This window comes from Aeromonas sp. 25-AL00135 (assembly GCF_054052385.1).
In genome coordinates this window covers 29,410-52,650 of sequence record NZ_JBSTYQ010000012.1, presented here as the reverse complement: position 1 = coordinate 52,650, position 23,241 = coordinate 29,410, and the positions used below count along the sequence as shown (strand labels likewise).

Annotated in this window: 17 protein-coding genes; 9 read left to right on the top strand and 8 right to left on the bottom strand. The window is 57.9% G+C overall.

All coding sequences use genetic code 11. The features are described 5' to 3' along the window. Positions 1-17: 17 nt before the first annotated feature. Positions 18-584: an LON peptidase substrate-binding domain-containing protein gene (locus tag ACW5XC_RS12600; protein WP_042054268.1), complete on the bottom strand. Its 567-nt coding sequence runs from the start codon at positions 582-584 to the stop codon at positions 18-20. Positions 585-894: 310 nt separating this feature from the next. Between ACW5XC_RS12600 and argS the strand changes: the two genes are divergently transcribed. The 5 genes from argS (at position 895) to mgtE (ending at position 7,217) form a co-directional block, all read left to right on the top strand. After that, positions 895-2,640, top strand: coding sequence for an arginine--tRNA ligase (argS, locus tag ACW5XC_RS12595; RefSeq protein WP_042054269.1), 1,746 nt, complete (start codon positions 895-897; stop codon positions 2,638-2,640). A gap of 3 nt (positions 2,641-2,643) precedes the next feature. Then, positions 2,644-3,489, top strand: coding sequence for an SPOR domain-containing protein (locus ACW5XC_RS12590; protein WP_042054270.1), 846 nt, complete (start codon positions 2,644-2,646; stop codon positions 3,487-3,489). 187 nt (positions 3,490-3,676) lie between these two features. Further along, the gene (hslV, locus tag ACW5XC_RS12585) at positions 3,677-4,210 is read left to right on the top strand and encodes an ATP-dependent protease subunit HslV (RefSeq protein ID WP_005340772.1); all 534 of its coding nucleotides are present in this window, start codon (positions 3,677-3,679) and stop codon (positions 4,208-4,210) included. 66 nt (positions 4,211-4,276) lie between these two features. Further along, the gene (hslU, locus tag ACW5XC_RS12580; RefSeq protein WP_005340773.1) at positions 4,277-5,605 is read left to right on the top strand and encodes an HslU--HslV peptidase ATPase subunit; all 1,329 of its coding nucleotides are present in this window, start codon (positions 4,277-4,279) and stop codon (positions 5,603-5,605) included. Positions 5,606-5,792: 187 nt separating this feature from the next. Continuing rightward, complete coding sequence (gene mgtE, locus ACW5XC_RS12575; protein WP_042054271.1) at positions 5,793-7,217, top strand: magnesium transporter; 1,425 nt, start codon at positions 5,793-5,795, stop codon at positions 7,215-7,217. Between the two features lie 81 nt (positions 7,218-7,298). Here mgtE and ACW5XC_RS12570 read toward each other — a convergent pair whose 3' ends face one another. Further along, a complete protein-coding gene (locus ACW5XC_RS12570) occupies positions 7,299-8,240 on the bottom strand; it encodes a hypothetical protein (protein WP_042054272.1) in 942 nt (313 codons plus the stop codon). Between the two features lie 349 nt (positions 8,241-8,589). On the opposite strand from ACW5XC_RS12570, the gene ACW5XC_RS12565 reads away from it, so the two are divergent. After that, positions 8,590-10,581 (top strand): bifunctional 2',3'-cyclic-nucleotide 2'-phosphodiesterase/3'-nucleotidase, encoded by a 1,992-nt coding sequence (locus tag ACW5XC_RS12565; protein WP_042054273.1) that lies wholly within the window; start codon positions 8,590-8,592, stop codon positions 10,579-10,581. A gap of 265 nt (positions 10,582-10,846) precedes the next feature. Here the strand turns inward: ACW5XC_RS12565 and ACW5XC_RS12560 are convergent, their stop codons facing one another. The 4 genes from ACW5XC_RS12560 to ACW5XC_RS12545 all read right to left on the bottom strand — a co-directional run bounded on the left by ACW5XC_RS12560 (position 10,847) and on the right by ACW5XC_RS12545 (position 15,582). Further along, positions 10,847-11,812, bottom strand: coding sequence for an ABC transporter permease (locus tag ACW5XC_RS12560; RefSeq protein WP_021230728.1), 966 nt, complete (start codon positions 11,810-11,812; stop codon positions 10,847-10,849). Positions 11,813-11,814: 2 nt separating this feature from the next. After that, positions 11,815-12,933 carry an ABC transporter permease gene (locus tag ACW5XC_RS12555; protein ID WP_042054274.1) on the bottom strand — a complete coding sequence of 373 codons (1,119 nt, stop codon included), beginning with the start codon at positions 12,931-12,933 and terminating at the stop codon, positions 11,815-11,817. Beyond that, positions 12,933-14,498: an ABC transporter ATP-binding protein gene (locus tag ACW5XC_RS12550; RefSeq protein WP_042054276.1), complete on the bottom strand. Its 1,566-nt coding sequence runs from the start codon at positions 14,496-14,498 to the stop codon at positions 12,933-12,935. The genes ACW5XC_RS12555 and ACW5XC_RS12550 overlap by 1 nt, the downstream gene beginning before the upstream one ends. 85 nt (positions 14,499-14,583) lie before the next feature. Beyond that, positions 14,584-15,582, bottom strand: a complete 999-nt coding sequence (locus ACW5XC_RS12545; RefSeq protein WP_005340803.1) for a BMP family lipoprotein — start codon at positions 15,580-15,582, stop codon at positions 14,584-14,586. Positions 15,583-16,225: 643 nt separating this feature from the next. On the opposite strand from ACW5XC_RS12545, the gene ACW5XC_RS12540 reads away from it, so the two are divergent. The 3 genes from ACW5XC_RS12540 to uvrD are packed head-to-tail and all read left to right on the top strand — an operon-like array spanning position 16,226 to position 20,924. Beyond that, on the top strand, positions 16,226-18,196 hold the full coding sequence (locus ACW5XC_RS12540) for a hypothetical protein (protein WP_042054278.1): 1,971 nt from the start codon (positions 16,226-16,228) through the stop codon (positions 18,194-18,196). Positions 18,197-18,215: 19 nt separating this feature from the next. Continuing rightward, on the top strand, positions 18,216-18,740 hold the full coding sequence (locus ACW5XC_RS12535) for a hypothetical protein (protein ID WP_143182577.1): 525 nt from the start codon (positions 18,216-18,218) through the stop codon (positions 18,738-18,740). Positions 18,741-18,752: 12 nt separating this feature from the next. Further along, entirely contained in the window at positions 18,753-20,924 is a 2,172-nt protein-coding gene (gene uvrD, locus ACW5XC_RS12530; protein WP_041209786.1) for a DNA helicase II, read from the top strand. Between the two features lie 148 nt (positions 20,925-21,072). Here uvrD and ACW5XC_RS12525 read toward each other — a convergent pair whose 3' ends face one another. Further along, positions 21,073-22,527, bottom strand: coding sequence for an ATP-dependent nuclease (locus tag ACW5XC_RS12525; RefSeq protein ID WP_074042667.1), 1,455 nt, complete (start codon positions 22,525-22,527; stop codon positions 21,073-21,075). A gap of 206 nt (positions 22,528-22,733) precedes the next feature. Next, positions 22,734-23,171, bottom strand: coding sequence for a DUF2846 domain-containing protein (locus tag ACW5XC_RS12520; RefSeq protein ID WP_042054281.1), 438 nt, complete (start codon positions 23,169-23,171; stop codon positions 22,734-22,736). Positions 23,172-23,241 lie beyond the last annotated feature (70 nt).

The window sequence follows — 23,241 nt, the reverse complement described above, 5'->3', positions numbered from 1 at the left end:
CAGCGGGTCAGAAAAAATCAGTGGCTGGCCACCAGCACCCCCTTGAGCAGGGCGATGGCGGGCTGATTGTCGGCAGCGGCCAGCAGCAGCTGCTTCTGTTCAGGGGGGATCGGCAGCACCTCCAGCCAGCGCTGGGCCACCCAGTTGCCATCGTCCCAGCGGGGGGCGGGATAGAGGGCGGCGTAGTCGGGATAATCGGCAAACACCTCCCGCAGCGCATCAACCAGCGGTTGCTGATCGGGATGGAGCCGGCGGGGCGGCCAGGCCGTCAGCGGCGTCACCTCGCCGATACGCAGGCCATCCTGCTCCTGCCACAGATCCTCTATCTGCACCCGCTCCATCCCCAGCACCGTGATCCCCAGCATGCCGTCCGGCAGCCGGTCGAAATCGATGATGGTGACTCGGGTGGCGATGGGCAGCATGTTGCGCAGAGCGTCGGGCTGGCGAGGGTCCACCATGCAGAGGGCAAAGCCGGGCTCCCCCGCCTCGGCAATCATCCGCTGGTATCTCGGTTCGAAGATCCGCAGCGGCATGACGCCGCCGGGCAGCAGGTGGGCAGATAGGGGAAACAGCGCCAGTCGCATCGCAAACTCCTCGGTTGGGAACGTATGTTGATACGCTGGGCCAGAGGGAGGAGATCATTCCCGTCAGCGGAAAGGAAAAACCCTTAACAATCAGGGGAAAATAGCCTGGACAAGCCGCTTCGATATGCAGTAGAAATGGATAAGCACCGTAATTTCCGCCCAATATTCTGGAATATGGTGCTAAACGCAGTGAAATATCCGCCCGACAGCGAGCGACGGGTCATCCCTATAGTTTTCTCGGGCCGATGCGGGTAAAATTCACGCCCTTATATATCAGTCATTTTTCGACGCGCAACCTTGGTGGTCAGTTATGAAAGAGCATATTCATCATCTACTTGAACAAACGGTAGCCAATCTCAAGTCAGCAGGCGTCCTGCCGGCGGACCTGGAAGCCCGCGTGCAAGTAGACCGATGCAAGGAAAAAGCTCATGGCGACCTGGCTACCAACCTGGCCATGCTGCTGGCCAAACCGGCCCGCAAGAATCCCCGTGAGCTGGCGGCTGCCATCATCGAGCACCTGCCTGCCTCCGACCTGATCGCCAAGGTCGAGATCGCCGGTCCCGGCTTCATCAACTTCTTCTTCGACCAGCGCTGGCTGGCCGGTCAGGTCGAGGCCATGGTGACCTCTGCCAACGCCAACGTACGGTTGCCCGCGCCACAAACCGTGGTGGTGGACTACTCCGCCCCCAACGTGGCCAAAGAGATGGCGGTGCACCACATCCGCTCCACCGTACTCGGTGACGTGGCTGCGCGCGCGCTGGAGTTCCTCGGCCACAAAGTGATCCGCGCCAACCACATCGGCGACTGGGGCACCCAGTTCGGCATGCTGATCGCCTATCTGGAGAAGATGGCCAACGAGAACGCCTCCGACATGGAGCTGCGCGATCTGGAAGCCTTCTACACCCAGGCCAAGCGTTGCTACGACGAAGACGAAGCCTTCGCCGAGCGCGCCCGTAACTACGTGGTCAAGCTGCAGGGCGGCGACGAGTACTGCCGTACCATGTGGAAGAAGCTGGTCGACATGACCATGGAACAGAACCAGATCAACTACGACCGCCTGAATGTCTCCCTGACCAACAAGGACATCATGGGCGAGTCCATGTACAACGACATGCTGCCGGAGATCGTTGCCGACCTGAAAGCCAAGGGGCTGGCGGTCGAGAGCGAAGGCGCCACCGTTGTCTTCCTGGACGAGTTCAAGAACAAGGATGGCGAGGCCATGGGCGTCATCATCCAGAAGAGCGATGGCGGTTTCCTCTACACCACCACCGACATCGCCTGTGCCAAATACCGTTACGAGACCCTGGGCGCCGACCGTGTCATGTACTTCATCGACTCCCGTCAGCACCAGCACCTGATGCAGGCTTGGACCATCACCCGCAAGGCGGGCTATGTACCGGAATCCGTCCCCCTCGAGCACCACGCCTTCGGCATGATGCTGGGCAAGGATGGTCGTCCCTACAAGACTCGTTCCGGTGGCACCGTCAAGCTGGTTGACCTGCTCAACGAAGCGGAAGAGCGCGCCGCTGCCCTGCTGGAGAGCCGCAACAGCGACCTCTCTGCCGAAGAGAAGGCCAACGTGGTCAACGCAATCGCCATGGGCGCGGTCAAGTATGCGGATCTCTCCAAGAACCGCACTACCGACTACATCTTCGACTGGGATCTGATGCTGTCGTTTGAAGGCAACACCGCCCCTTACCTGCAGTATGCCTACACCCGTATCCAGTCCATCTTCCGCAAGGCTGGCGTCGATGCCGCTACCCTGACCGGCAATGTGACCCTGAACGAAGAGGCCGAAGAGGTGCTGGCCCAGAAGCTGATCCAGTTCTCCGACGCGGTCAATGGCGTGGCCGACAAAGGCATGCCGCACCTGCTCTGTACCTACCTGTACGAGTTGTCCGGCAACTTCATGACCTTCTATGAAGCCTGCCCGATCAACAAGGATGGCGTGGACGAGGCAACCCGTCAGAGCCGTCTGCTGCTTTGCGCCGCCACCGCCAAGGTGCTGAAACTGGGCCTCGGCGTACTGGGCATCCATACCCTGGAGCGCATGTAATAGATGGCAACCCGGGATTATGTCGGCAGCCGCCCACGACGTCGGGCGGGTGGTCGAAACAGCAAGAAAGCGGCCCCTCGCCGCTTTCCTGTTATTCCAGTGCTGCTGGTCGTGGCACTGCTGGCAGGCTTTGGTGGCTTCCTTTACATGATCAATGGCAAGGGCAGCGACGCCCCCACCATCGAAGAGCAGGTAAAGGCCAACAAGCCAAAACCACAGAACAACGGGTTGCCACAGGAGAAGTGGAGCTACATCGAACGGCTTGAGAACAAGCAGGTCGATGTTATCGAGCCACCGCCCCAGCCGGGCGTGCTGCCACCGCCCCCCGCCGATACTCTGACCCTGCAGCCGGAAAAGCTGCCGCAACCGGTACCGACCGACATTCCCCAACCGGGGACGCCCATCGGCCAGTCCAAACCCTATCAGACCAATCCGGCGACCACCCCTTCCACCTCCGGAGCGCCGGTTGCCAGCGCGCAAGAGCAGGTGATCGACCGCAAGGCCGAACGGGAACGGATGGAGCGAGAGATCCGTGCCGAGCTGGAACGGGAGCGCGCCGAAGCGGCCAAGGCCAAAGCGGCCACTCCGCCAGCCCAGACCGCAGCCGCCGACAGCGGTCGCTATATGATGCAGTGCGCCGCCCTGCGCTCGCAGGATTCTGCAGAGTCGCTCAAGGCGCGTATCGCCTTCACCGCCGGCCTCTCTTCCAGCCTGCAGGTGATCAATGGCGCCAACGGCACCGTCTACAAGGTGATGGTCGGCCCCTTCAACGGCAAGGCGGCCGCCGACGCGGCCAACAGCAAGCTGCAGAGCTCCGGCATCAGCGGCTGCATTCCCAAGAAAGGGTAATCCGCTTACCGATGACGCAGGGCCGGGTGGCAACACCCGGCCCTGTTCTTTTGGTGCCACTCGCACCCACGCTCTTTACTACCCCGTTTATCCCGACCAAAGGCAGGGTTGAAAAGCCCGTTTGCCATCCCCATCTTTCTTGCCATGCACAGTCAGGCCGTCATTCGGCTCAAGCGAGGTAAGTAAAGTGACTACCATAGTTTCAGTTCGCCGCAACGGTCAGGTCGTCATCGGTGGCGATGGCCAGGTCTCTCTTGGCAACACCGTCATGAAGGGCAACGCCCGCAAGGTTCATCGTCTCTATAACGGCAAGGTGCTGGCCGGTTTCGCTGGCGGTACCGCCGACGCCTTCACCCTGCTCGAGCGTTTCGAAGCAAAACTGCAGGCCCATCAGGGTAATCTGGAGCGCGCCGCCGTGGCGCTGGCCAAAGATTGGCGCACCGATCGCGCCCTGCGCCGCCTCGAAGCGCTGCTGGCCGTGGCCGACGAACACAAATCCTTCATCATCACCGGCAACGGTGACGTGGTGCAGCCGGAGCACGATCTCATCGCCATCGGCAGCGGCGGCAACTTCGCCCAGTCCGCCGCCATCGCGCTGCTGGAAAACACCGAGCTGGATGCCAGGACCATTGTCGAGAAGTCCCTCAAGATTGCGGGCGACATCTGCGTCTTCACCAACGGCAACCACACCATCGAAGTGCTGGACTATTCGGCGAAATAAGGCCACCAGCCAAACCCCATTTCCCAAGGGGTGGGCACTGCCCGCCCCGGATACAGGAACACCATCATGTCCGAGATGACCCCGAGAGAAATCGTCCACGAGCTGGATCGTCACATCATTGGTCAGGCCGATGCCAAGCGCGCCGTTGCCGTTGCCCTGCGCAACCGCTGGCGGCGGATGCAGCTCAACGAAGAGATGCGCCATGAAGTGACCCCGAAAAACATCCTGATGATCGGCCCGACCGGTGTCGGCAAGACCGAAATCGCCCGTCGTCTGGCCAAGCTGGCCAACGCCCCCTTCATCAAGGTGGAAGCGACCAAGTTCACCGAAGTGGGCTATGTCGGCAAGGAAGTGGACAGCATCATCCGCGATCTGACCGATGCCGCCATCAAGCTGGTGCGCGAAACCGAGATGGAGAAGATGAAATACCGCGCCGAGGAAGCCGCCGAAGAGCGCATCCTCGACGCCCTGCTGCCCAACCCGCGCAACACTTGGGGTGAGGAAGAGAAGGCCGACAACTCCAACACCCGCCAGATCTTCCGCAAGAAACTGCGGGAAGGTCAGCTGGATGACAAAGAGATCGAGCTGGAACTCTCCGCCTCCCCGATGGGCGTCGAAATCATGACCCCGCCGGGCATGGAAGAGATGGCCAACCAGCTGCAGGGGCTGTTCCAGAACCTGGGCCAGAACCAGAAGAAGAAGCGCAAGATCAAGGTCAAAGAGGCCATGAAGGCGCTGATCGAAGAGGAAGCGGCCCGTCTGGTCAATCCGGAAGAGCTGAAGCAGAAAGCGATCGCCGCGGTCGAGAACAACGGCATCGTCTTCCTCGACGAGATCGACAAGATCTGCAAGCGCGGCGAGAGCTCGGGCCCCGATGTCTCCCGTGAAGGGGTACAGCGCGACCTGCTTCCGCTGGTTGAAGGTTGCACCGTCAACACCAAGCACGGCATGGTCAAGACCGACCACATCCTGTTTGTCGCCTCCGGCGCCTTCCAGATCGCCAAGCCGTCTGACCTCATCCCCGAGCTGCAGGGCCGTCTGCCGATCCGGGTCGAGCTGACCGCGCTGACCACCGATGACTTCGAGCGCATCCTGACCGAACCGAATGCCTCCCTGACCGATCAGTACAAGGCGCTGATGGCCACCGAAGGGGTCAACATCGAGTTCACCAAGGATGGCATCCGCCGTCTGGCCGAAGCGGCCTGGCAGGTCAACGAGCGTACCGAGAACATCGGTGCCCGTCGTCTGCACACCGTGATGGAACGCCTGATGGAAGACATCTCCTACGACGCCTCCGAGAAGTCCGGCGAGACCTTTGTCATCGACACCGACTACGTCAACGCCCACCTCGGTGCGCTTGTCGAGGATGAAGATCTGAGCCGCTTTATTCTGTAACAGACTGATCATAATCTGCGGGGTTGAAGATCCTGTAAGCGAACCGCTCAACTCCATAGCAAGACGCCTCCTCCACGAGGCGTTTTTTCTGCCCGCTGCACTGGCCGTCCTTCCCCATAACAAGAGGGGGTAGGTCTGTTATCCTATGGCTATTCGGCCTTATGGCCACCAGCTCAGGAACCTCTTCATGTCTCTTCCCATCAAAAACAGCGCCAGGCAGCGTGCGGAAGACAGATCCCGCATTCTCACCCTGCTGCTGCGCGATGACGCCCTCACCGACAGCCTGCTCGACCCGCAGGCGGTGCAGGATGCCGAACAGCGCGACCAGACCAGCGAGCTGACCCGGCTGGTCAACAGCTTGCCCGCCGCCGACGTCGCCGATGCGCTGGAGTCGCTGCCGCCGGATGAGCGCCACGTGTTGTGGGCGCTGGTGAGTGAAGAGAAGCGCGGCCAGACTCTGGTCGAAGCGTCGGAGACGGTGTGGGACAGCCTTATCAGCGGCATGAGCGACAAAGAGCTGCTCGATGCCCTGCGCACCCTGGATATCGACGATCAGATCTATCTGGGCCAATACCTGCCGCGCAACCTGATGGGACGGCTGCTCACCTACATGGCTCCCGCCGACCGGGATCGGGTGCGCGAGGTGATCCGTTACGGCAAGCACACCGTCGGCGCCATGATGGATTTCGAGATCATCACCATCCGCCCCGAGGTGACACTCGCCACCGTCCAGCGCTATCTGCGGCTGCGCGGCAAGATCCCCGCCAACACCGACAAGCTGTTCGTCATCGACCGGCGCAACCACCTGCTGGGGGAGCTGGCCCTCACCACAGTACTGCTGCACAAGCCCGCCACCCTGGTGAGCGACGTGATGGAGCGTGATCCGGTCACCTTCGATCCGGAGGATAACGACGAAGCAGCGGCTCGCACCTTCGAGCGGGATGACCTGCTCTCCGCCGCCGTGGTGGATGGCAAGGGCAAGCTGATGGGCCGCCTCACCGTCGAAGAGGTGGTGGATCTGGTCTATGAGGAGAGTGACACCGACCTGCGCCGGATGGGGGGTATCAGTGAAGAGGAGGATGTGTTCGCGCCCGTCTCCAAGGCGGTCAAGACCCGCTGGGCCTGGCTTGCCATCAATCTCTGCACCGCCTTTGTCGCCTCGCGGGTGATCGGCCTGTTCGAGCACACCATCTCGCAACTGGTGGCGCTGGCGGCCCTGATGCCCATCGTCGCCGGGATCGGCGGCAACACCGGCAACCAGACCATCACCATGATAGTGCGGGCGCTGGCGCTGCAGCACATTCAGGCGGGCAACCTTTCCTTCCTGCTGCTGCGCGAACTCGGGGTGGCGCTGATCAACGGGCTGGTGTGGGGCGGCACCATGGGGGTAGCCACCTTCCTGCTCTATCAGGATGCGGCGCTGGGCGCCGTGATGACGCTGGCCATGGTGCTCAACCTGCTGGTGGCGGCGCTGATGGGGGTCATTATCCCCATGACCATGAACCGGCTCGGCCGCGATCCGGCCGTGGGCGCCAGCGTGATGATCACCGCCATCACCGACACCGGCGGCTTCTTTATCTTCCTCGGTCTGGCGACCCTGTTCCTGCTGTAAACCGTGCGTTGCAAACAACAAGGGAGCCACTGGCTCCCTTGTTGTTTCAGGCGCGTTTGCCCGCCCCTGCCGTTGGGCTGCTTATCGCTTGTCAGCGGTGATCAGCAGGCCATTGGTGTCGGGGAAGCCGATGACCAGCGCCTCTTTTTTGGCATCCGTGGTAAAGGTGGTGACATAGGCGACGCGGTTATCCATCGCCCGGGCCAGAGCGGCATTCCAGAGGTTTTCGATCGGCGTGGCGGCAGCGGATTGCTTGAAGTTGCACTTGCCAAACCCGGTCATGGTCAGCTTGCTCAACCCGGCAGTGGCACTCCCCTCACCCACCAGCGTACAACCTGCCGCCGGGAACTCGATCGCCACCGTCAGCTTGCCGCCGTTGTTGGTGGTATCCACCTTGCCCACCATGTCGCTGCTGAAGCCATCGCTGTCCGTGGCACTCCAGCTGGCCGTGGTCACCGCTTTGGTGGTCAGGGCCGTCACCGCCACATGACCGCTGAAACCGGAATAGATGGGGGAGTTGTCGGAGAACTTGGTGCCGGTGCGGGTGAAATCAAAAACCCAGCGCTTGATCTCCTTGCCCTGCAGATCGATGACCGGCTGATCCTGGAAGGTGATGAGGTTGTGGTCGTTGGTCACCGAGCTGAGCGCCGTGCTGGTGCCGAGCCGTTCGCTGTTGCGGATCAACTGCACCGGGTAGATCCCGTCTTTGTCGGCTTTCTGGTCAGCCTGACCCAGCCACTGGCTGTTGGTCTCGACCTTGCCCACCTGATGATCCACCCAGACACCCCAGTGCTGCACGGTTTCACCCTTCGGGTAGACCAGCGCCAGACCATCCAGATCCTTGATCATGCGCGGCGTCGCCTTGTCGCCGTCGCGGCTCATCAGATTCGCCTGGTAAAGACCCGCCTCCGGCAGAGCCAGCGGCACCCGTTTGGCGATGCTGTTGGCAGCTTTTTCGCTGTCACAGGCAGACAGGGCCGCAGCGCAGGCGATGGCCAGCAGCGCTTTGTTGTGCATTTTCATGAGGTTTTATTCCTTGCTGTCGCTTTGTAATTTTTTAGATGCAATCAATCGCCGCTGAATTTAAGGGAAAGGTCATCTATCAGTCGAATGGAGATCTGTAACCAACCATTACAGCCTCGCAGAAGCGCTTGGCCACGCAGCTTGCCCCGACCGTATAGCGGTGACGACAGGGTGACTCACGGCGGAAAAGCAGCGAGGGTAGCGAACCCAAAAAACAGATGAAAATCAGAGTCATAACTCTATTAACAGGAGGGTAATTAGCCCGAATTGCCAGCCTGCTCACAATCGGATTCTTTTGCTGTCGATAGAATGCACCACGCTGGCATACCCATAACAAGAGAATCCAACAATGAAAACCACCCTCAAACTGAGCGCGGTGGCAGTTATCTTTTTGCTGTCCGGCTGTGACGACAACAACTCTCAGGCCCCCGGTGATCTCACCCTGCGGCTGATCGAAACCTCTGATATCCACTCCAACCTGCTGAGTTACGACTACTACCAGAACAAGCCGGATGCCTCGCTGGGCTTTGCCCGCACCGCAGTGCTGATCCGCAAGGCCCGCGAAGAGAACGCCAACAACTTGCTGATCGACAACGGCGACCTGATCCAGGGCACCCCGCTGGCCGACTATATCCACGACCAGCAGGTCAAACAGCAGTGGCTGAGCAAGCAGACCCACCCCGCCATCAAGGCGCTCAACACCATGAGCTATGATGTCGGCAACCTGGGCAACCACGAATTCAACTTCGGTCTCGACTTCCTCTCAGAGACCCTGAAAGGGGCCAACTACCCCTACATCAACGCCAACGTCTTCCAGGCCGATGCCTTCAGCCGTGATGGCAAGGGCACCATCGACTGGAGCAAACAGAAGTTCAAACCCTATGTGGTGCTGGATCGTCAGGTGAAGGATGCCAACGGCAATACCCAGACCATCAAGGTCGGGGTGCTGGGGCTGACTCCGCCCCAGATCACCCAGTGGGACAAACGCAATCTGGAAGGCAAGGTGGTGGTGGCCGATATGGTCGAGACCGCCGAGCACTATGTACCCGAAATCCGCGCCAAGGGCGCAGACATCGTCGTGGTCGTGGCCCATACCGGCATCATAGGTGACCCGCGCGAACCCATGATGGAGAACGCCGCACTGCCGCTGGCCAAGGTGAAGGGGGTCGATGCCCTGCTGCTGGGCCACGCCCACCGCACCTTCCCGGGCGACTACCCCAACATGACCGACGTGGACAACGAGAAAGGCACCCTGGCGGGCGTACCGACCGTGATGCCGGGCGTCTGGGGCAATCACCTCGGCATCATCGACCTGCACATGACCTGGAAAGAGGGTCTCTGGGAAGTGGCCTCCAGCCAGTCCCAGCTGCGCAAGATCGACAGTAGCGCCACCAGCACCGAAGATCAGGCGGTAGTCGATCAGGTCATTGCCGAGCACGAGCAGGCCAACCAGTGGCTGGACGAGCCCCTCAGCAAGATCACCAAGCCAATCCACAGCTTCTTCGCACTGGTGCAGGATGACCCCTCCATCCAGATCGTCAGCGACGCCCAGCTATGGCATGCCAAGAAGCTGCAACAGGATGGTCAGCTCAAGGAGAAATGGCCCATCCTCTCCGCCGCCGCGCCATTCCGGGGCGGTCGCAACGGTCCGACCGACTTCACCTATGTACCGGCTGGCGATATCTCCCTGCGCAACGTGGCCGACCTCTATGTCTACCCCAACACCCTGCAGGTAGTCGCCATCAATGGCGCGACCGTACAGGAGTGGCTGGAGAAGAGCGCCGTCCAGTTCAACAAGATCGATGCCGCCAGCACCGCCACCCAGTGGCTGGTGAACGAGAAGTACCGCACCTACAACTTCGACGTGATCGACGGGGTGAACTATCAGGTCGATGTGACCAAACCTGCCCGTTACGATGTGGATGGCAACAAGGTGAGCGACAGCTATCGCATCACCAACCTCACCTATCAGGGCAAGGCAATCGACCCGGCCCAGATGTTCTACGTGGTGACCAACAACTACCGCGCCAGCGGTGGTGGCAACTTCCCGGGCATCAACGCCAAGGTGATCGTCCATGAAGATCAGTTCGAAACCCGCGAAGTGCTCTCCGAATACCTCAAGGATCTGGCAGAGAAGAATCCGGCCGGTTTCGAGCCCCCGGCAGACAACAACTGGCAGCTGGCCCCCCTGCCCGCCAATCTGGATCTGCGCATCTACAGCTCGCCACGCAGCGAGGCGCAAGCCCTGACCGGTGGCAAGCTGAACTATGTAGAGACCCTGCCGCCCACCGATGCCAAACACCCCGGCTTTGGCGTCTACAAGCTGGTGCTGGCTCCCTGAGCCTCAGGGTTAATCCGGCAATAACCTCTGCAACCCCCTCCTGATACGAGGGGGTTTTTGATGGTGTTGGCAAGGGGGTCAACTCTTGTACGCCAGCCGCTCCCCGCAGCAACTCACGTAGCCCCTTTATCCCTTCACGCCACCATCCCCCTCTATCACACCATCCAGATCCCGGCTGGTCTGCCCCATCCCGCCCATAAAAAACAGGCCCACCGAAGTGGGCCTGCAGTTATTTGCGTGGGCGGGAGTATCGCGATAGAGGGCGCTACTCCCGCTCCTTCACATAAGGTGTACCAAGTGCCTTGGGGGCCACCGCGCGGCCGATAAAACCGGCCAGCAGGAACACGGTCAGAATGTAGGGCAGTGCCTCGATGGCCTGCACCGGAATGGCGAAGCCACCGATGCTGACCCCTTGCAGCCGGATGGCGACCGCATCGAGGAAGCCGAACAGCAGACAGGCGGCCATGGCATTCCAGGGGCGCCACTTGCCGAACACCAGCGCCGCCAGTGCCATAAAGCCCTTGCCCGCACTCATGTTGGGGATGAACTGGGCCGTCTGGGCCACCGCCAGATAGGTGCCACCGATACCGGCCAGCAGGCCGCCGATGAGGAGCGCGGTGTAGCGCATCCGCACCACAGAGATACCAGCGGTATCGACCGCTGCCGGCGCCTCACCCACCGCCCGCAGACGCAGACCGAAGCGGGTACGGAACATCACCCACCAGGCCAGCGGCACACAGGCAAATGCCACATACTCCAGCAGGGAGTGGCCGCTCAGCAGCTCGCTGTAGAGCTGGCCGATCACCGGCACATCCCACAGCTCCTTGGCATAGGGCAGATCGATGGGGGCGAAACGGGCATCACCGGAGAGTGCCGGAGTCTGGCCACCCTGATCGAACCAGTAACGGCCCAGGGTGACGGTCAGACCGGCCGCCAGAATGTTGATGGCCATGCCGCTCACCACCTGATCACCGCGGTGGGTGATGGTGGCAAAGCCGTGCATCAGAGCAAACAGGATAGAGACACCCACCCCGGCACCCAGACCTATCCAGGCAGAACCGGAGACCGCCGCCGCCGCACCACTGGCGAACGCTGCCGCCAGCAGTTTGCCTTCCAGCGCGATATTGACCACCCCGGAGCGCTCGCAAAACATGCCCGCCATGGCGGCGAGAATGAGGGGCGGCGCGGTACGGATGGTCGCATCCAGCATCAGGATCAGAATTTCAAACATGATCAGACTCCTTTAGCTTGTGCGGCTGAGCGGTTGGCAAACGCCAGATAGAGCTGCTCGATACGCGGACGCATCATGTGCTCAAGGGCGCCACAGAACAGGATCACCAGGCCCTGCAGCACCACCACGATGTTGCGGTCGACACCGAACTCGAAGCTGAGCTCGGCGCCCCCCTGATAGAGGAAACCGAACAGCAGGCTGGCGATGATGACCCCAACCGGGTGGTTGCGCCCCATCAGCGCCACCGCGATACCGGTGAAGCCGAACCCTTCCACAAAGTTGAGCTTGATCTGGTGCAGCTCACCCTGCAGCACGTTGAGGGCGAAAAAGCCCGACAGCATGCCGGAGATGACCATGGCCAGGATCACCACCTTGGGATAGGAGATACCGGCGTAGGCGGAGGCGCTTTGGCTGGCGCCGACCGAGCGGATCTCGTAACCCCAGCGGGTGTGCCAGATAAAGACCCACACCAGCGCCGCACAGATCAGCGCCCAGAAGAAGCTGATATTGAGCGGGCTGTTGGGGATCTCCATCCCGAACAGGCTCGCCAGCCCGCTCATCTTGGGCAGCCAGCTTGCCTCGGCAAACACCTTGCTCTCGGTCGCCATCGAGCCCGCCGGCTTGAACACCTCCACCAGCAGATAGGCCATCAGGGAGGCGGCGATGAAGTTGAACATGATGGTGGTGATCACGATATGGCTGCCGCGCTTGGCTTGCAGCCAGGCCGGAATAAAGGCCCAGGCCGCACCGAACAGACCACCGGCAATGATGGAGAGCGGCAACAGCAGGGCAAACGGCAGCACATCGCCGAGCATCAGACAGACCAGACCGACACCGAGCCCGCCGATATAGGCCTGACCTTCACCACCGATATTGAACAGACCGGCGTGGAAGGCGACCGCCACCGACAGACCGGTAAAGATAAAGCCGGTTGCGTAGTAGAGGGTGAAACCAACCCCTTCACCTGTGCCGAACGCGCCGTACCACATGATCTTGGCGGCATCGACCGGGTTGATGTCGAGGTAGTAGAACAGAATGGCCGACACCAGGAAGGCCAGCAGGATGTTGACCGCAGACAAGACGCCTACGGAGACCCAGGCAGGAATACGTACTTGGCTCATCAGTGGGCCTCCTTGGCAACTTCGTCCGGCACTATGTTCGCCATCATCAGACCAATGGTGCGCTCATCCGCCTTGGCACCATCCAGCTCGCCGACGATGCGACCATCGGCAATCACCAGAATCCGGTCTGCGAGGCTCATGATCTCGTCCAGCTCCACCGAGACCAGCAGCACCGCCTTGCCCTTGTCACGCATGGCGATGATCTGCTGGTGGATATACTCGATGGCGCCGATATCGACCCCGCGGGTCGGCTGGCCGATCAACAGCACATCCGGGTCCTGCTCCACTTCACGGGCGATCACCAGCTTCTGCTGGTTGCCACCGGAGAAGTTGGCGGTCTTGTGATCGGGATGGGGCGGGCGCACGTCCCACTTCTCCATCTTGGCCTGACAATCCTGCTGGATCGCCTCCTTGTTCTGCAGCCACCCCTTGTTGTATTGCGGACGGCGGTGATAACCGAGAATAAAGGCCTCTTTCGCCTCGAAGCGGTTGATAAGCCCCATCTTGTGGCGATCTTCGGGCACATGGCCGAGGCCGTAGTTGCGCACCAGCTCGGGATCGGCCGGGTGCTCCGCGCTCACCTTGTGCACACCGCTGCGGCTGCTGATGGTGAAGCTGCCCTTGCTCGGCTTGAGAATGCCGCCAAGCAGGCTGAGCAGTTCGGACTGACCGTTGCCGGAGACCCCGGCGATGCCAACCACTTCACCGGCCCGCACCTCGAAGCTGACCGATTTGACCCGCTCCACCTTGCTGGCGTCGACGTAGCTGAGCCCTTCGATCTTCAGCTTGGCGTCACCGGGCTGGGTTGGCCCCTTGTCGACCTTGAGGCGCACCTTGCGGCCCACCATCAGTTCGGCCAGCTGCTCCTTGTCGGTATCCTTGGTGGCGACGTGTGCCACCATCTCGCCACGGCGCATGATGGAGACCTGATCGGTAATGGCCAGGATCTCCCGCAGCTTGTGGGTGATAAGGATGATGGTTGCCCCCTGATCCCGCAGCTTTTTCAGCACCTCGAACAGGTGATCCGCCTCTTGCGGGGTCAGTACCCCGGTCGGCTCGTCGAGGATCAGGATGCGGGCGCCGCGATAGAGCGCCTTGAGAATTTCGACCCGCTGTTGCAAGCCAACCGGCAGATCTTCGACCTTCTCGTGCAACGGCACGTCGAGGCCATAATCCCGCGCCAGTTCGCCAAGCAGCTTCTCTGCCGACGCCACGCTCTGCTGAAGGTGCCAGCCATTTTCAGCGCCGAGGATGACGTTTTCCAATACGGTGAAGTTATTGACCAGCATGAAGTGCTGGTGAACCATGCCCACCCCTGCGGCAATCGCATCTTGTGAGCCATGGGGTTTGAAAGGATTCCCATCGATCAGCATCTCGCCTTTGTCGGCATGGTAGAAACCATAAATGATGCTCATCAGGGTGGACTTACCGGCGCCATTTTCGCCGACAATGCCGTGGATACTGCCTTTGCGAACCTTAAGGTCGATCAGCTTGTTGGCGTACACGTCGCCGAACCGCTTATCGATACCTCTTAATTCGATGGCATAGCGATCTGTCTGGTCCATGATGCAGCCCTGCGTTTCATGAAATAAGACTAAAAACCGGCCCGTGCGGGCCGGTGGTGCGTTGAGAGTCGTAGCAGCTATCTAATTAGTATTTGCAGGTGTTATCGCTCATGTAGTCATGAACTTTGACCTTGCCAGCGATGATTTCAGCCTTGATGGCATCTACCTTGGCTTTCATTTCCGGGGTGATCAGCTTCTCGTTGTCCTTGTCGAGTGCCCAATCCACACCACCTTCGGCCAGACCCAGGTTCTTGATACCCGGCTTCCACTCGCCTTTGGCAGCGTCATCCCAGGTCTGGTAAGCGGCCAGACCCACAGACTTGACCATGGAGGTCAGCATGGTGCCCGGTTGCAGGTGGTTCTGGTTGGAGTCCACACCGATGGCGAACTTGCCGCTGTCCTTGGCTGCCTGATAGACACCGATACCGGTACCGCCAGCTGCGGCGTAAACCACGTCAGCACCTTTGGCGAACTGGGACTTGGCCAGCTCGGCACCTTTCGCCGGGTCAGCAAACGCGGCCGGGGTAGAGCCCGCCATGTTCTGGAACACTTCGATCTTCGGATTGACGAACTTGGCACCCTGCTCGTAACCGCACTGGAATTTGCGGATCAGCGGGATATCCATGCCGCCCACGAAGCCGACCTTGCCGCTCTTGGAAGCGATGGCAGCCAGCGCGCCCACCAGGAAGGAACCTTCATGCTCTTTGAAGATGACGGACTGGACGTTCGGCTTGTCGACCACCATGTCGATGATGGTGAACTGGGTTTTCGGGAATTCGGTCGCAACCTTCTCTACCGCAGAACCCATGTTGAAACCGACCGCCACGATCGGGCCGTTGCCACGGCTGGCCAGACGACGCAGACCCTGCTCGCGCTGGGCTTCGTTCTGGGGTTCAAACTCTTTGACCTTGACGCCCTTGTCCTTGTTGTAGAGCTCGACGCCGTTACGGAACACGGCTTCGTTGAATGATTTGTCATACTTGCCCGCGGTGTCATAAATGACGGCTGGCTCGGAAGCAGCCTGAGCAGAGAGAGCAGCGAGAGTGAGGGAGGCCACGGTGGCCAGCTTGAGCACTTTAGTCACGATCGTATCCTTGATTGTTATTAAGTGAGGGAACTTGCTTGCCTGTCAGAGCAGGCTATCTAGCACGCAGGCTTACTCTAAGTCAGCCCCGATGCGGGTCAAGCAAATGATAAGGGAAAAACGTTTGCGTTAACGGTTTGAATTCTAAGCAAATAACCTTATAAGCAGTTGTTTTTTAGCTACTTTTCAGTTTTTTATGCTAACAACCAAAAGACCCAAACGACATTTCTCTTATTGTTCAGCAAGTTACTGTAAACCGTTTTCCCCTGTTATTCATCCAGCCCCCCGGCAAGCCCGTGATCCGGCTCGCAAAATCCCCACAAACCGCGCGAGCAAGGATTGGCTACAGCTGGGAACGACCAACACTCACAGACCCTCTCTCTAATACTCTCCAGTCAACATTCCCTAACCAACAATGAGCCCCCACCTCCACTTTGTTGAGCAAGCTCACAATTCATATGAACTCGAGATCCAGATCAAGTTGAAAACCATATGAGCCCCTGTATGATGCCCGCCGCACGGATCTCAAATGAAACTAATAAAAACATCAATTGGGCTTCTTTTGCATCAATTCATGCCACCCATTCTGACTTCCTCAGCCAGGTGCCGGTGACATATGCATCGTTGTTTCAGGGAAATAAAAATGAAAAAAAATGTTCTGGCTTTATCGGTTGTGGCAGCGTTATCCAGCTTGGCACTGGCAGGTTGTGGCGGTGGTGGCGATGGTGCCAGCACAGATAATGGCAATAACAGTGGCAATGGTGGAAACGCCACCAAACCTGCGTTGACTGCCACCTTTATTGATAGTGCGGTAGCAGGTTTGAACTACAAATGCGGCAATTACAGCGCGTTAACCAATGAGCAAGGCCAGTTCCTCTTTAATGACGGTGACACCTGTACATTCAAACTGGGCTCAATCCCGCTTGGGGAAACTCAGGTTAAAAAGGGCCAGACCCTGGTAACCCCATATACCATCGCAGAAAAGGGTGACAAAGATCGCGCCATTCGTATCGCTGCACTGCTGCAAACTATGGATGCGGACGGTGATGCAAGTAACGGGATTACTCTGAAAACAGAGGATGTGGTCAAGCTAGGCAACACTCTTCGTTTTGGCAGCGATAACGAGTTTAACACTAGCCTGAATGAAGCCCTGAAACAGGCGCAGATCGACAAAAAAGTGGTTGATACCAAAGCAGCCGAAGCACATATGAATGACTCGCTGGCCAAAGCTAATGGCAAATCTGCCGCCGTAGATTATGTGCTGCGCGACCTGGTGGAACAGAGCAAGCATTGGGAACAGACTGACTTCGAAAATACGCTGCGCGGCTATAAAGATCGCTTAAGCACCGAAGCAGATGAGCAAGGCAAAGCCGATCGCCAGATCATGCTGGCGATTATCGCCATGATGGAAGTGACCAACGACCCAATCGTCAGCAAGCGCTTCGATGTTACACCGTCACAGGCTGGCCAGAGTTATACCACCATGCTGGCGAAAGTGCTGGATGCAGTGGTTAACCATGCTCGCCTGACCGCTAAAGAGGCCACTGGCAATACCAAGGACGTAGCAGACCTGCTGGCAAAATATGCCGTCAAGATGCAGGACACCGCCAATAGTCTGGGCAATATTGTTAACCCGGAGTACAAGGCAGCCTACGGCGATAGCGATAAGCTGACGCTCTCCTACGATCAGGTTCGCGCCCTGCGTGCCAGCGCCATCGCTATGGCTTCTGGTCTGAATATCATGGCCGCATACCACTATGGTGATGATCGCCACCTGCAGCCCAAAACGGAAGATCTGTCTGTACCCATTCTTAATTTTGAAGAGACTGGCATTGCGCACATCTACGGCAATCCAGCCTATCCATGGTTTCAGGGGAATCAAAGTAGCTGGAAATTTTCTCTCCTGAATACACAGATCACCGCAGAGTACACTGATGCAGATGTGAATCCAGCTCTGCTCTGGCAAGACCCCCAATTTTTTGTAATCAATCAGGCCGACCATCTAAAGCTGGCTCGTACCCAACTGGCTGAAGCCGCCAAGCTGACTGCCAATCTGGGGAATGCCCTGACATCTCTACATCTCGATGCAGAAGAGGCCAAGAACACCCTCAAGCTGGCTGAAGCACTGGATAAACACCTGAACGGTCAGCAAGCGAGCGTCATCGTCGATTCCACCAATGGTAACGGCATCTCCGTCAAACTGGATTTGAACCCCTTCTTCAGCGAAGGGCTGGATCGTAATGACGTCGATGTACTCGTTGGCGCAGGCACCTGCGAAGGTAACATGGGTTCCTACTCCGAAGAGTACTCCAAGATGATGGGCAACCCGGTTTGTGGGTTGAGTCCAGCAGAAGTTGCTGCCATTCAGGAGAATCGCTTCTGGATCATGCCGCAACTGAGTTTCAAAGTTGAATACACCTCAGACTTCGTCCAAAACGAGTTCGACCAAACGGCAAGCTACATCATGCACGTCACTCGGGCACCGGTCGTTCCCTACCATACCGAGGTCACTCTGAAACCCCGCGAAGGCTCTACCTTCGGCAAGGTCTTCCTGGAGTGCCGCCGTACCGAAAACGGCCAGTCTGATGTCGTAGATTGTGCTGCGCTTCAGTAACCTCAACAGCCCGAGCATTGTGGCACTGCTTGCCACAATGCTTATCAGCTTCACTCCGGGCGCCTTGGCGCTCGGAGTCACAGAACACTACCGTGACTATTCGAACGCTGTATACGATGATCAAGGGATACTTGTTTATCGTATTTACGCCCGCGAATTTCATCGTGAACTCCTTCCCAAGAAGCTCTCGCTGCTCAGCCTATTCTCCATGCGTGCCGTCAATAACCAGCGATCACACTACGAGCAAGGTGTATTACTGCTGGGCGACTGCCCGCTCTATTTTGAAAAAGCTTATCTGAACGAAATGAAACTGCGACTCTATCGAGTTCACGGCACGCTGCCCGAAGGTAACGTGGTCGCAGCCGAGATGAGTTATCAGATAGCCACCCATGAACTGGCAGGAGAAGACCTCACGCTCACCCCAACAGGTGAACAACGGCTGCTCCGAAAACGCCACTATCAAAAACAGCAACCTGTGCCACCTCGGGAATCATGCATTTCAGGATCGACGGAACTTCCGTATAATCCCCGCCTGTATAAATAAACAGGAGTGGTGATGGACGTTTCAACCCTGCTCGACGGGCTCAACGACAAGCAAAGAGATGCCGTTGCGGCGCCCCGCAGCAACCTGCTGGTGCTGGCCGGTGCCGGTTCGGGCAAGACCCGGGTGCTGGTGCACCGTATCGCCTGGCTGATGCAGGTGGAACGCTGTTCACCCTTCTCCATCATCGCGGTCACCTTTACCAACAAGGCGGCGGCCGAGATGCGCGGCCGGGTCGAAAAAGTGATTGGCGACGGCGTACGCGGCATGTGGATCGGCACCTTCCACGGCATCGCTCACCGCTTGCTGCGGGCCCACCATCTGGATGCGGGCTTGCCGCAGGATTTCCAGATCCTCGACTCCGACGACCAGTACCGCCTCATTCGCCGGGTGCTCAAGGCGCTCAACCTCGACGAGAAGCACTGGGCCCCGCGCGCCGTGATGGGCTACATCAACGGCAAGAAGGACGAAGGGCTGCGCCCCGGCGACATCGACCTCTACGGCGATCCCGTCACCCGCACCTATCAGCAGATCTACAAGACCTATCAGGAGACCTGCGATCGCTCCGGTCTGGTGGACTTTGCCGAGCTGCTGCTGCGCGCCCACGAGCTGTGGCTCAACAAGCCGCACATCCTCGAGCACTACCGCGACCGCTTCCAGAACATCCTGGTGGACGAGTTTCAGGATACCAACGGCATCCAGTACGCCTGGCTGCGGATGCTGGCGGGCAACAGCGGCAAGGTGATGATCGTCGGCGACGATGACCAGTCCATCTACGGCTGGCGCGGCGCCAAGATCGAGAACATCCAGCGCTTCCTGACCGACTATCAAGGCGCCGAAACCATCCGCCTCGAGCAGAACTACCGCTCCACCGCCAATATCCTCAAGGCTGCCAACAGCGTCATCGCCAACAACGCCGAGCGCCTTGGCAAGGAGCTGTGGACCGAAGGGGCCGAGGGCGAGCCGATCTCCCTCTACGCCGCCTTCAACGAGGTGGACGAAGCGCGCTTCGTGGTCGGCCGTCTCAAGGATTGGAAAGAAAAGGGCGGTCTCTTGGCCGACTGCGCCATCCTCTATCGCTCCAACGCCCAATCGCGGGTGCTGGAAGAGGCGCTGATGCAGGACGCCATGCCGTACCGCATCTACGGCGGCTTGCGCTTCTTCGAGCGGCAGGAAATTAAAGACGCCATGGCCTACCTGCGGCTTATCAACAACCGTGGCGATGACGCCAGCTTCGAGCGAGTGGTCAACACCCCGACCCGCGGCATCGGCGATCGCACCCTCGAGATCCTGCGCGGCAACGCCCGCGATCAGGGGCTCAACCTGTGGCAATCGGCCAAGGCCCTGCTCAACGACAAGGTGCTGACCGGTCGCGCCGGAAACGCGGTGCGCGGCTTTGTCGAGCTGATCGACGCGCTGGAGGAGCAGGTCGCCATGCTGCCGCTGCACCAGCAGGCGGATATCGCCATCCAGAACTCCGGCCTCAAGGCGATGTATCTGGCGGAAAAGGGCGAGAAATCCCAGGCGCGGGTAGAGAACCTGGACGAACTGGTCACCGCCTGCCGCCAGTACCAGCGCCCGGACGAGCTGGAGGATATGAGCGATCTCTCCGCCTTCCTCGCCCACGCGGCGCTGGAGTCCGGCGAGAATCAGGCGGACGAATATGCCGACGCGGTGCAGCTGATGACCCTGCATAGCGCCAAGGGCTTGGAGTTCCCGCTGGTGCTGCTGGTCGGCGTCGAAGAAGGCATGTTCCCCAGCCAGCAATCCACCGAGGAGTCGGGCCGGCTGGAAGAAGAAAGGCGCCTGTGTTACGTCGGCATGACCCGCGCCATGGAGAAGCTCTACATCTGTTATGCCGAGAGCCGCCGCATCTATGGCCGCGAGATGTTCCACAAGCCGAGCCGCTTTATCCGCGAAATGCCCGCCGAATGTCTGGAAGAGATCCGGCTGCGCACTCAGGTCAGCCGCCCCACCCAGTACGGCCGCTTTAGCCAGAACGAGGTGCAGCAGAGCTTCGACGCCAGCGGCATCAAGCTCGGCCAGCGGGTGCTCCATCCGAAATTCGGCGAAGGGGTGGTACTCAACTTCGAAGGGGTCGGCCAGCAGAGCCGGGTGCAGATCCAGTTCGACGACGTCGGCGCCAAGTGGCTGGTAACGGCGTATGCGAGATTGGAAGCGCTTTGATTTTTCCTACCTTTTGATACAACCAACCCGGCTTAGGCCGGGTTGGTGTATGGTGTCGTCTTGATGAACTCAGCTAGCTAATATCCATTCGCCAACTTAATTAAAACCATATATATTTTGCCATCAAAAATATATATCTCCTCAAAACTTAGTTAAGTTGCAAGTCAGTTTCTAAATGGTCAGATATTGATTCAATAATAGTATTAGCAGTATCATCATCTGCACAATCTTCTATCCAAACTCGACACATAGCCCTCCATAACTCCTCGCTTCCCAATATAACTCTATCACTTACAGATTTTATCCAGTCATGATGATCTGAAAGTGTCATTGCATTCTCAGCAGCATTTACGAAGTCTGAGTGGGAACGATTAATTAAAGATGACACACCATTCCAACCTATACTTTGAAGATCTTCAAAAATACAACGCTCTGGCGCATCATCTCCAGGTAGGATAAGGCAGCCTGGTGCAGGGTCTTGGTCTCCATCAAGTATGACTATTGTCGGCCTTGAAAATCTTTGGCCTTCAACCATCAGCCCCAATGCCTTTCCTACAGATGCAGACCCAAAGGCTGATATAGAGCATCTTCCAAGATACTCAAGTGCTTTTCGAGCTAAAATTTCTTCCATAAGAATTCTTGCTGAATCATCTTCAACATAAACATCTATTTCTGGGTGAGTTTCTTCATCCATCTTAGATAGCGCAAATTCAGGGCTCACGCCAGGGACCACTGCTTTATCTGTACCCTGTTTAAAAACATACACCCTCGCTGATGGAGGCAGTTCTTCTAATATATAAGGGGAGTGAGTTGTAACAATAAATTGAATCATTTTCAATCTGGATATTTCAGCTAGATCTCTTATTAATCGTCTTTGAGCTCTAGGGTGCAGTGATGTTTCAATTTCATCAATTAAAACAATGCTATATTGTGGTATGTCTATTGCTATCAAATCTGCAATTGTTGCTTCCCCAGCACCTTGGTGAAAACCTGAGTATTCACTTCCTCCTTGTGAAACAACAGGGACATTTCTCGTTGCATCAAGATTTGTTGTCGCTTGCCTTGCTGCTGAATATTGTTTTCCAATTATACTTGATAATCTTGATAGCGCCTCACCAGCGAAACTTTGTGAACCAGCCTCACTTAATGCAGGCTTAGCTAAACGTGCGTAGCCTGTTTTCGCGGAAATAGGTTGTATACGTCTAAGGTCCAAATATTTTACTGGTCGTTTTCTTCTATTTTCATTACCGCGCCATCTTGTTGTTGGCTTACGAATAGATACTTCCGTGGAATTAGGCCCCTCCTTGATAGATGCTTTTATTAGAACACCAGAAAGAGAGTCCCATGCAGTATCAGGGAAAAATGTTGAGGCAAAATGGGTCTCATCTGAAGTTGAGTCATAGATGCTTGCAGCAGCTTGGATTATTGTGCTTTTACCGGCGCCGTTTTCTCCACAGATCGCAACTATTGGAAAATTTAGATCAACTCTTTGTCCTGTCCACCCTCTTAGACCATCCAATTCTATCCACTCTAAATGTTTTGGAAAGTCACCACGTTGCCACTTTGCTGCTAATCTTCGTACTTCTCTACTTAACGATGACATAAATAACTCCTTAATAATCTGTTTAATGTAATGTCATGAGATAACTTATAAATTATTTCTGTAAGTGCTTATAATAATTGACACATAGGATACCAACCGTTATTGAAGCGCGATAAGTAGACGATTTATCGGCACCTAATCGATGTGTATCCCAACGTAGACACTTTTTCCACCAGCCACCCGTAGTGGCTGGGACTTAACTCAATTCACTTAACCAACTTGCTCTCCATCACCCCTTGCTTGCCCTCCTCTTCACTGACCTGACTCAGCTTGGAGCGGGCCATCAGCAGGCCCATCTTGACCTCCTGCCAGACGTAGTAATTTTTACCCGCCTCGGTGCTGAGGGTCAGGGTGGCATCGTTCTCCGACTTGGAGGTGATGGTGTGGCTGCCCGGCGTCACCTGCTTGAGGATATAGCTGTGGGCCACGGTATCGCCGACCGCCACGCCATCCACCAGCACCGGCATTTTCACGGCCGTGCCGAAGGTCTCGTTGCGATAGATATAGAGATTGGCCGCATCCTTGGGCGCCACAAACTGCTTGGCCTGAGCGTCTGCGGTGGCATCAGCCATGGGTACGGAAGCACAACCGGGAAGCAGCGTTGCCGACAGCAGGGCGGCACTCATCATTATTTGCCTGAACATAGTCGTTATTTTTTAGTGGGTTAACGGGATTAAAAGGTTCGCATGAGCCTGCACTGGCTGACAATCGCTC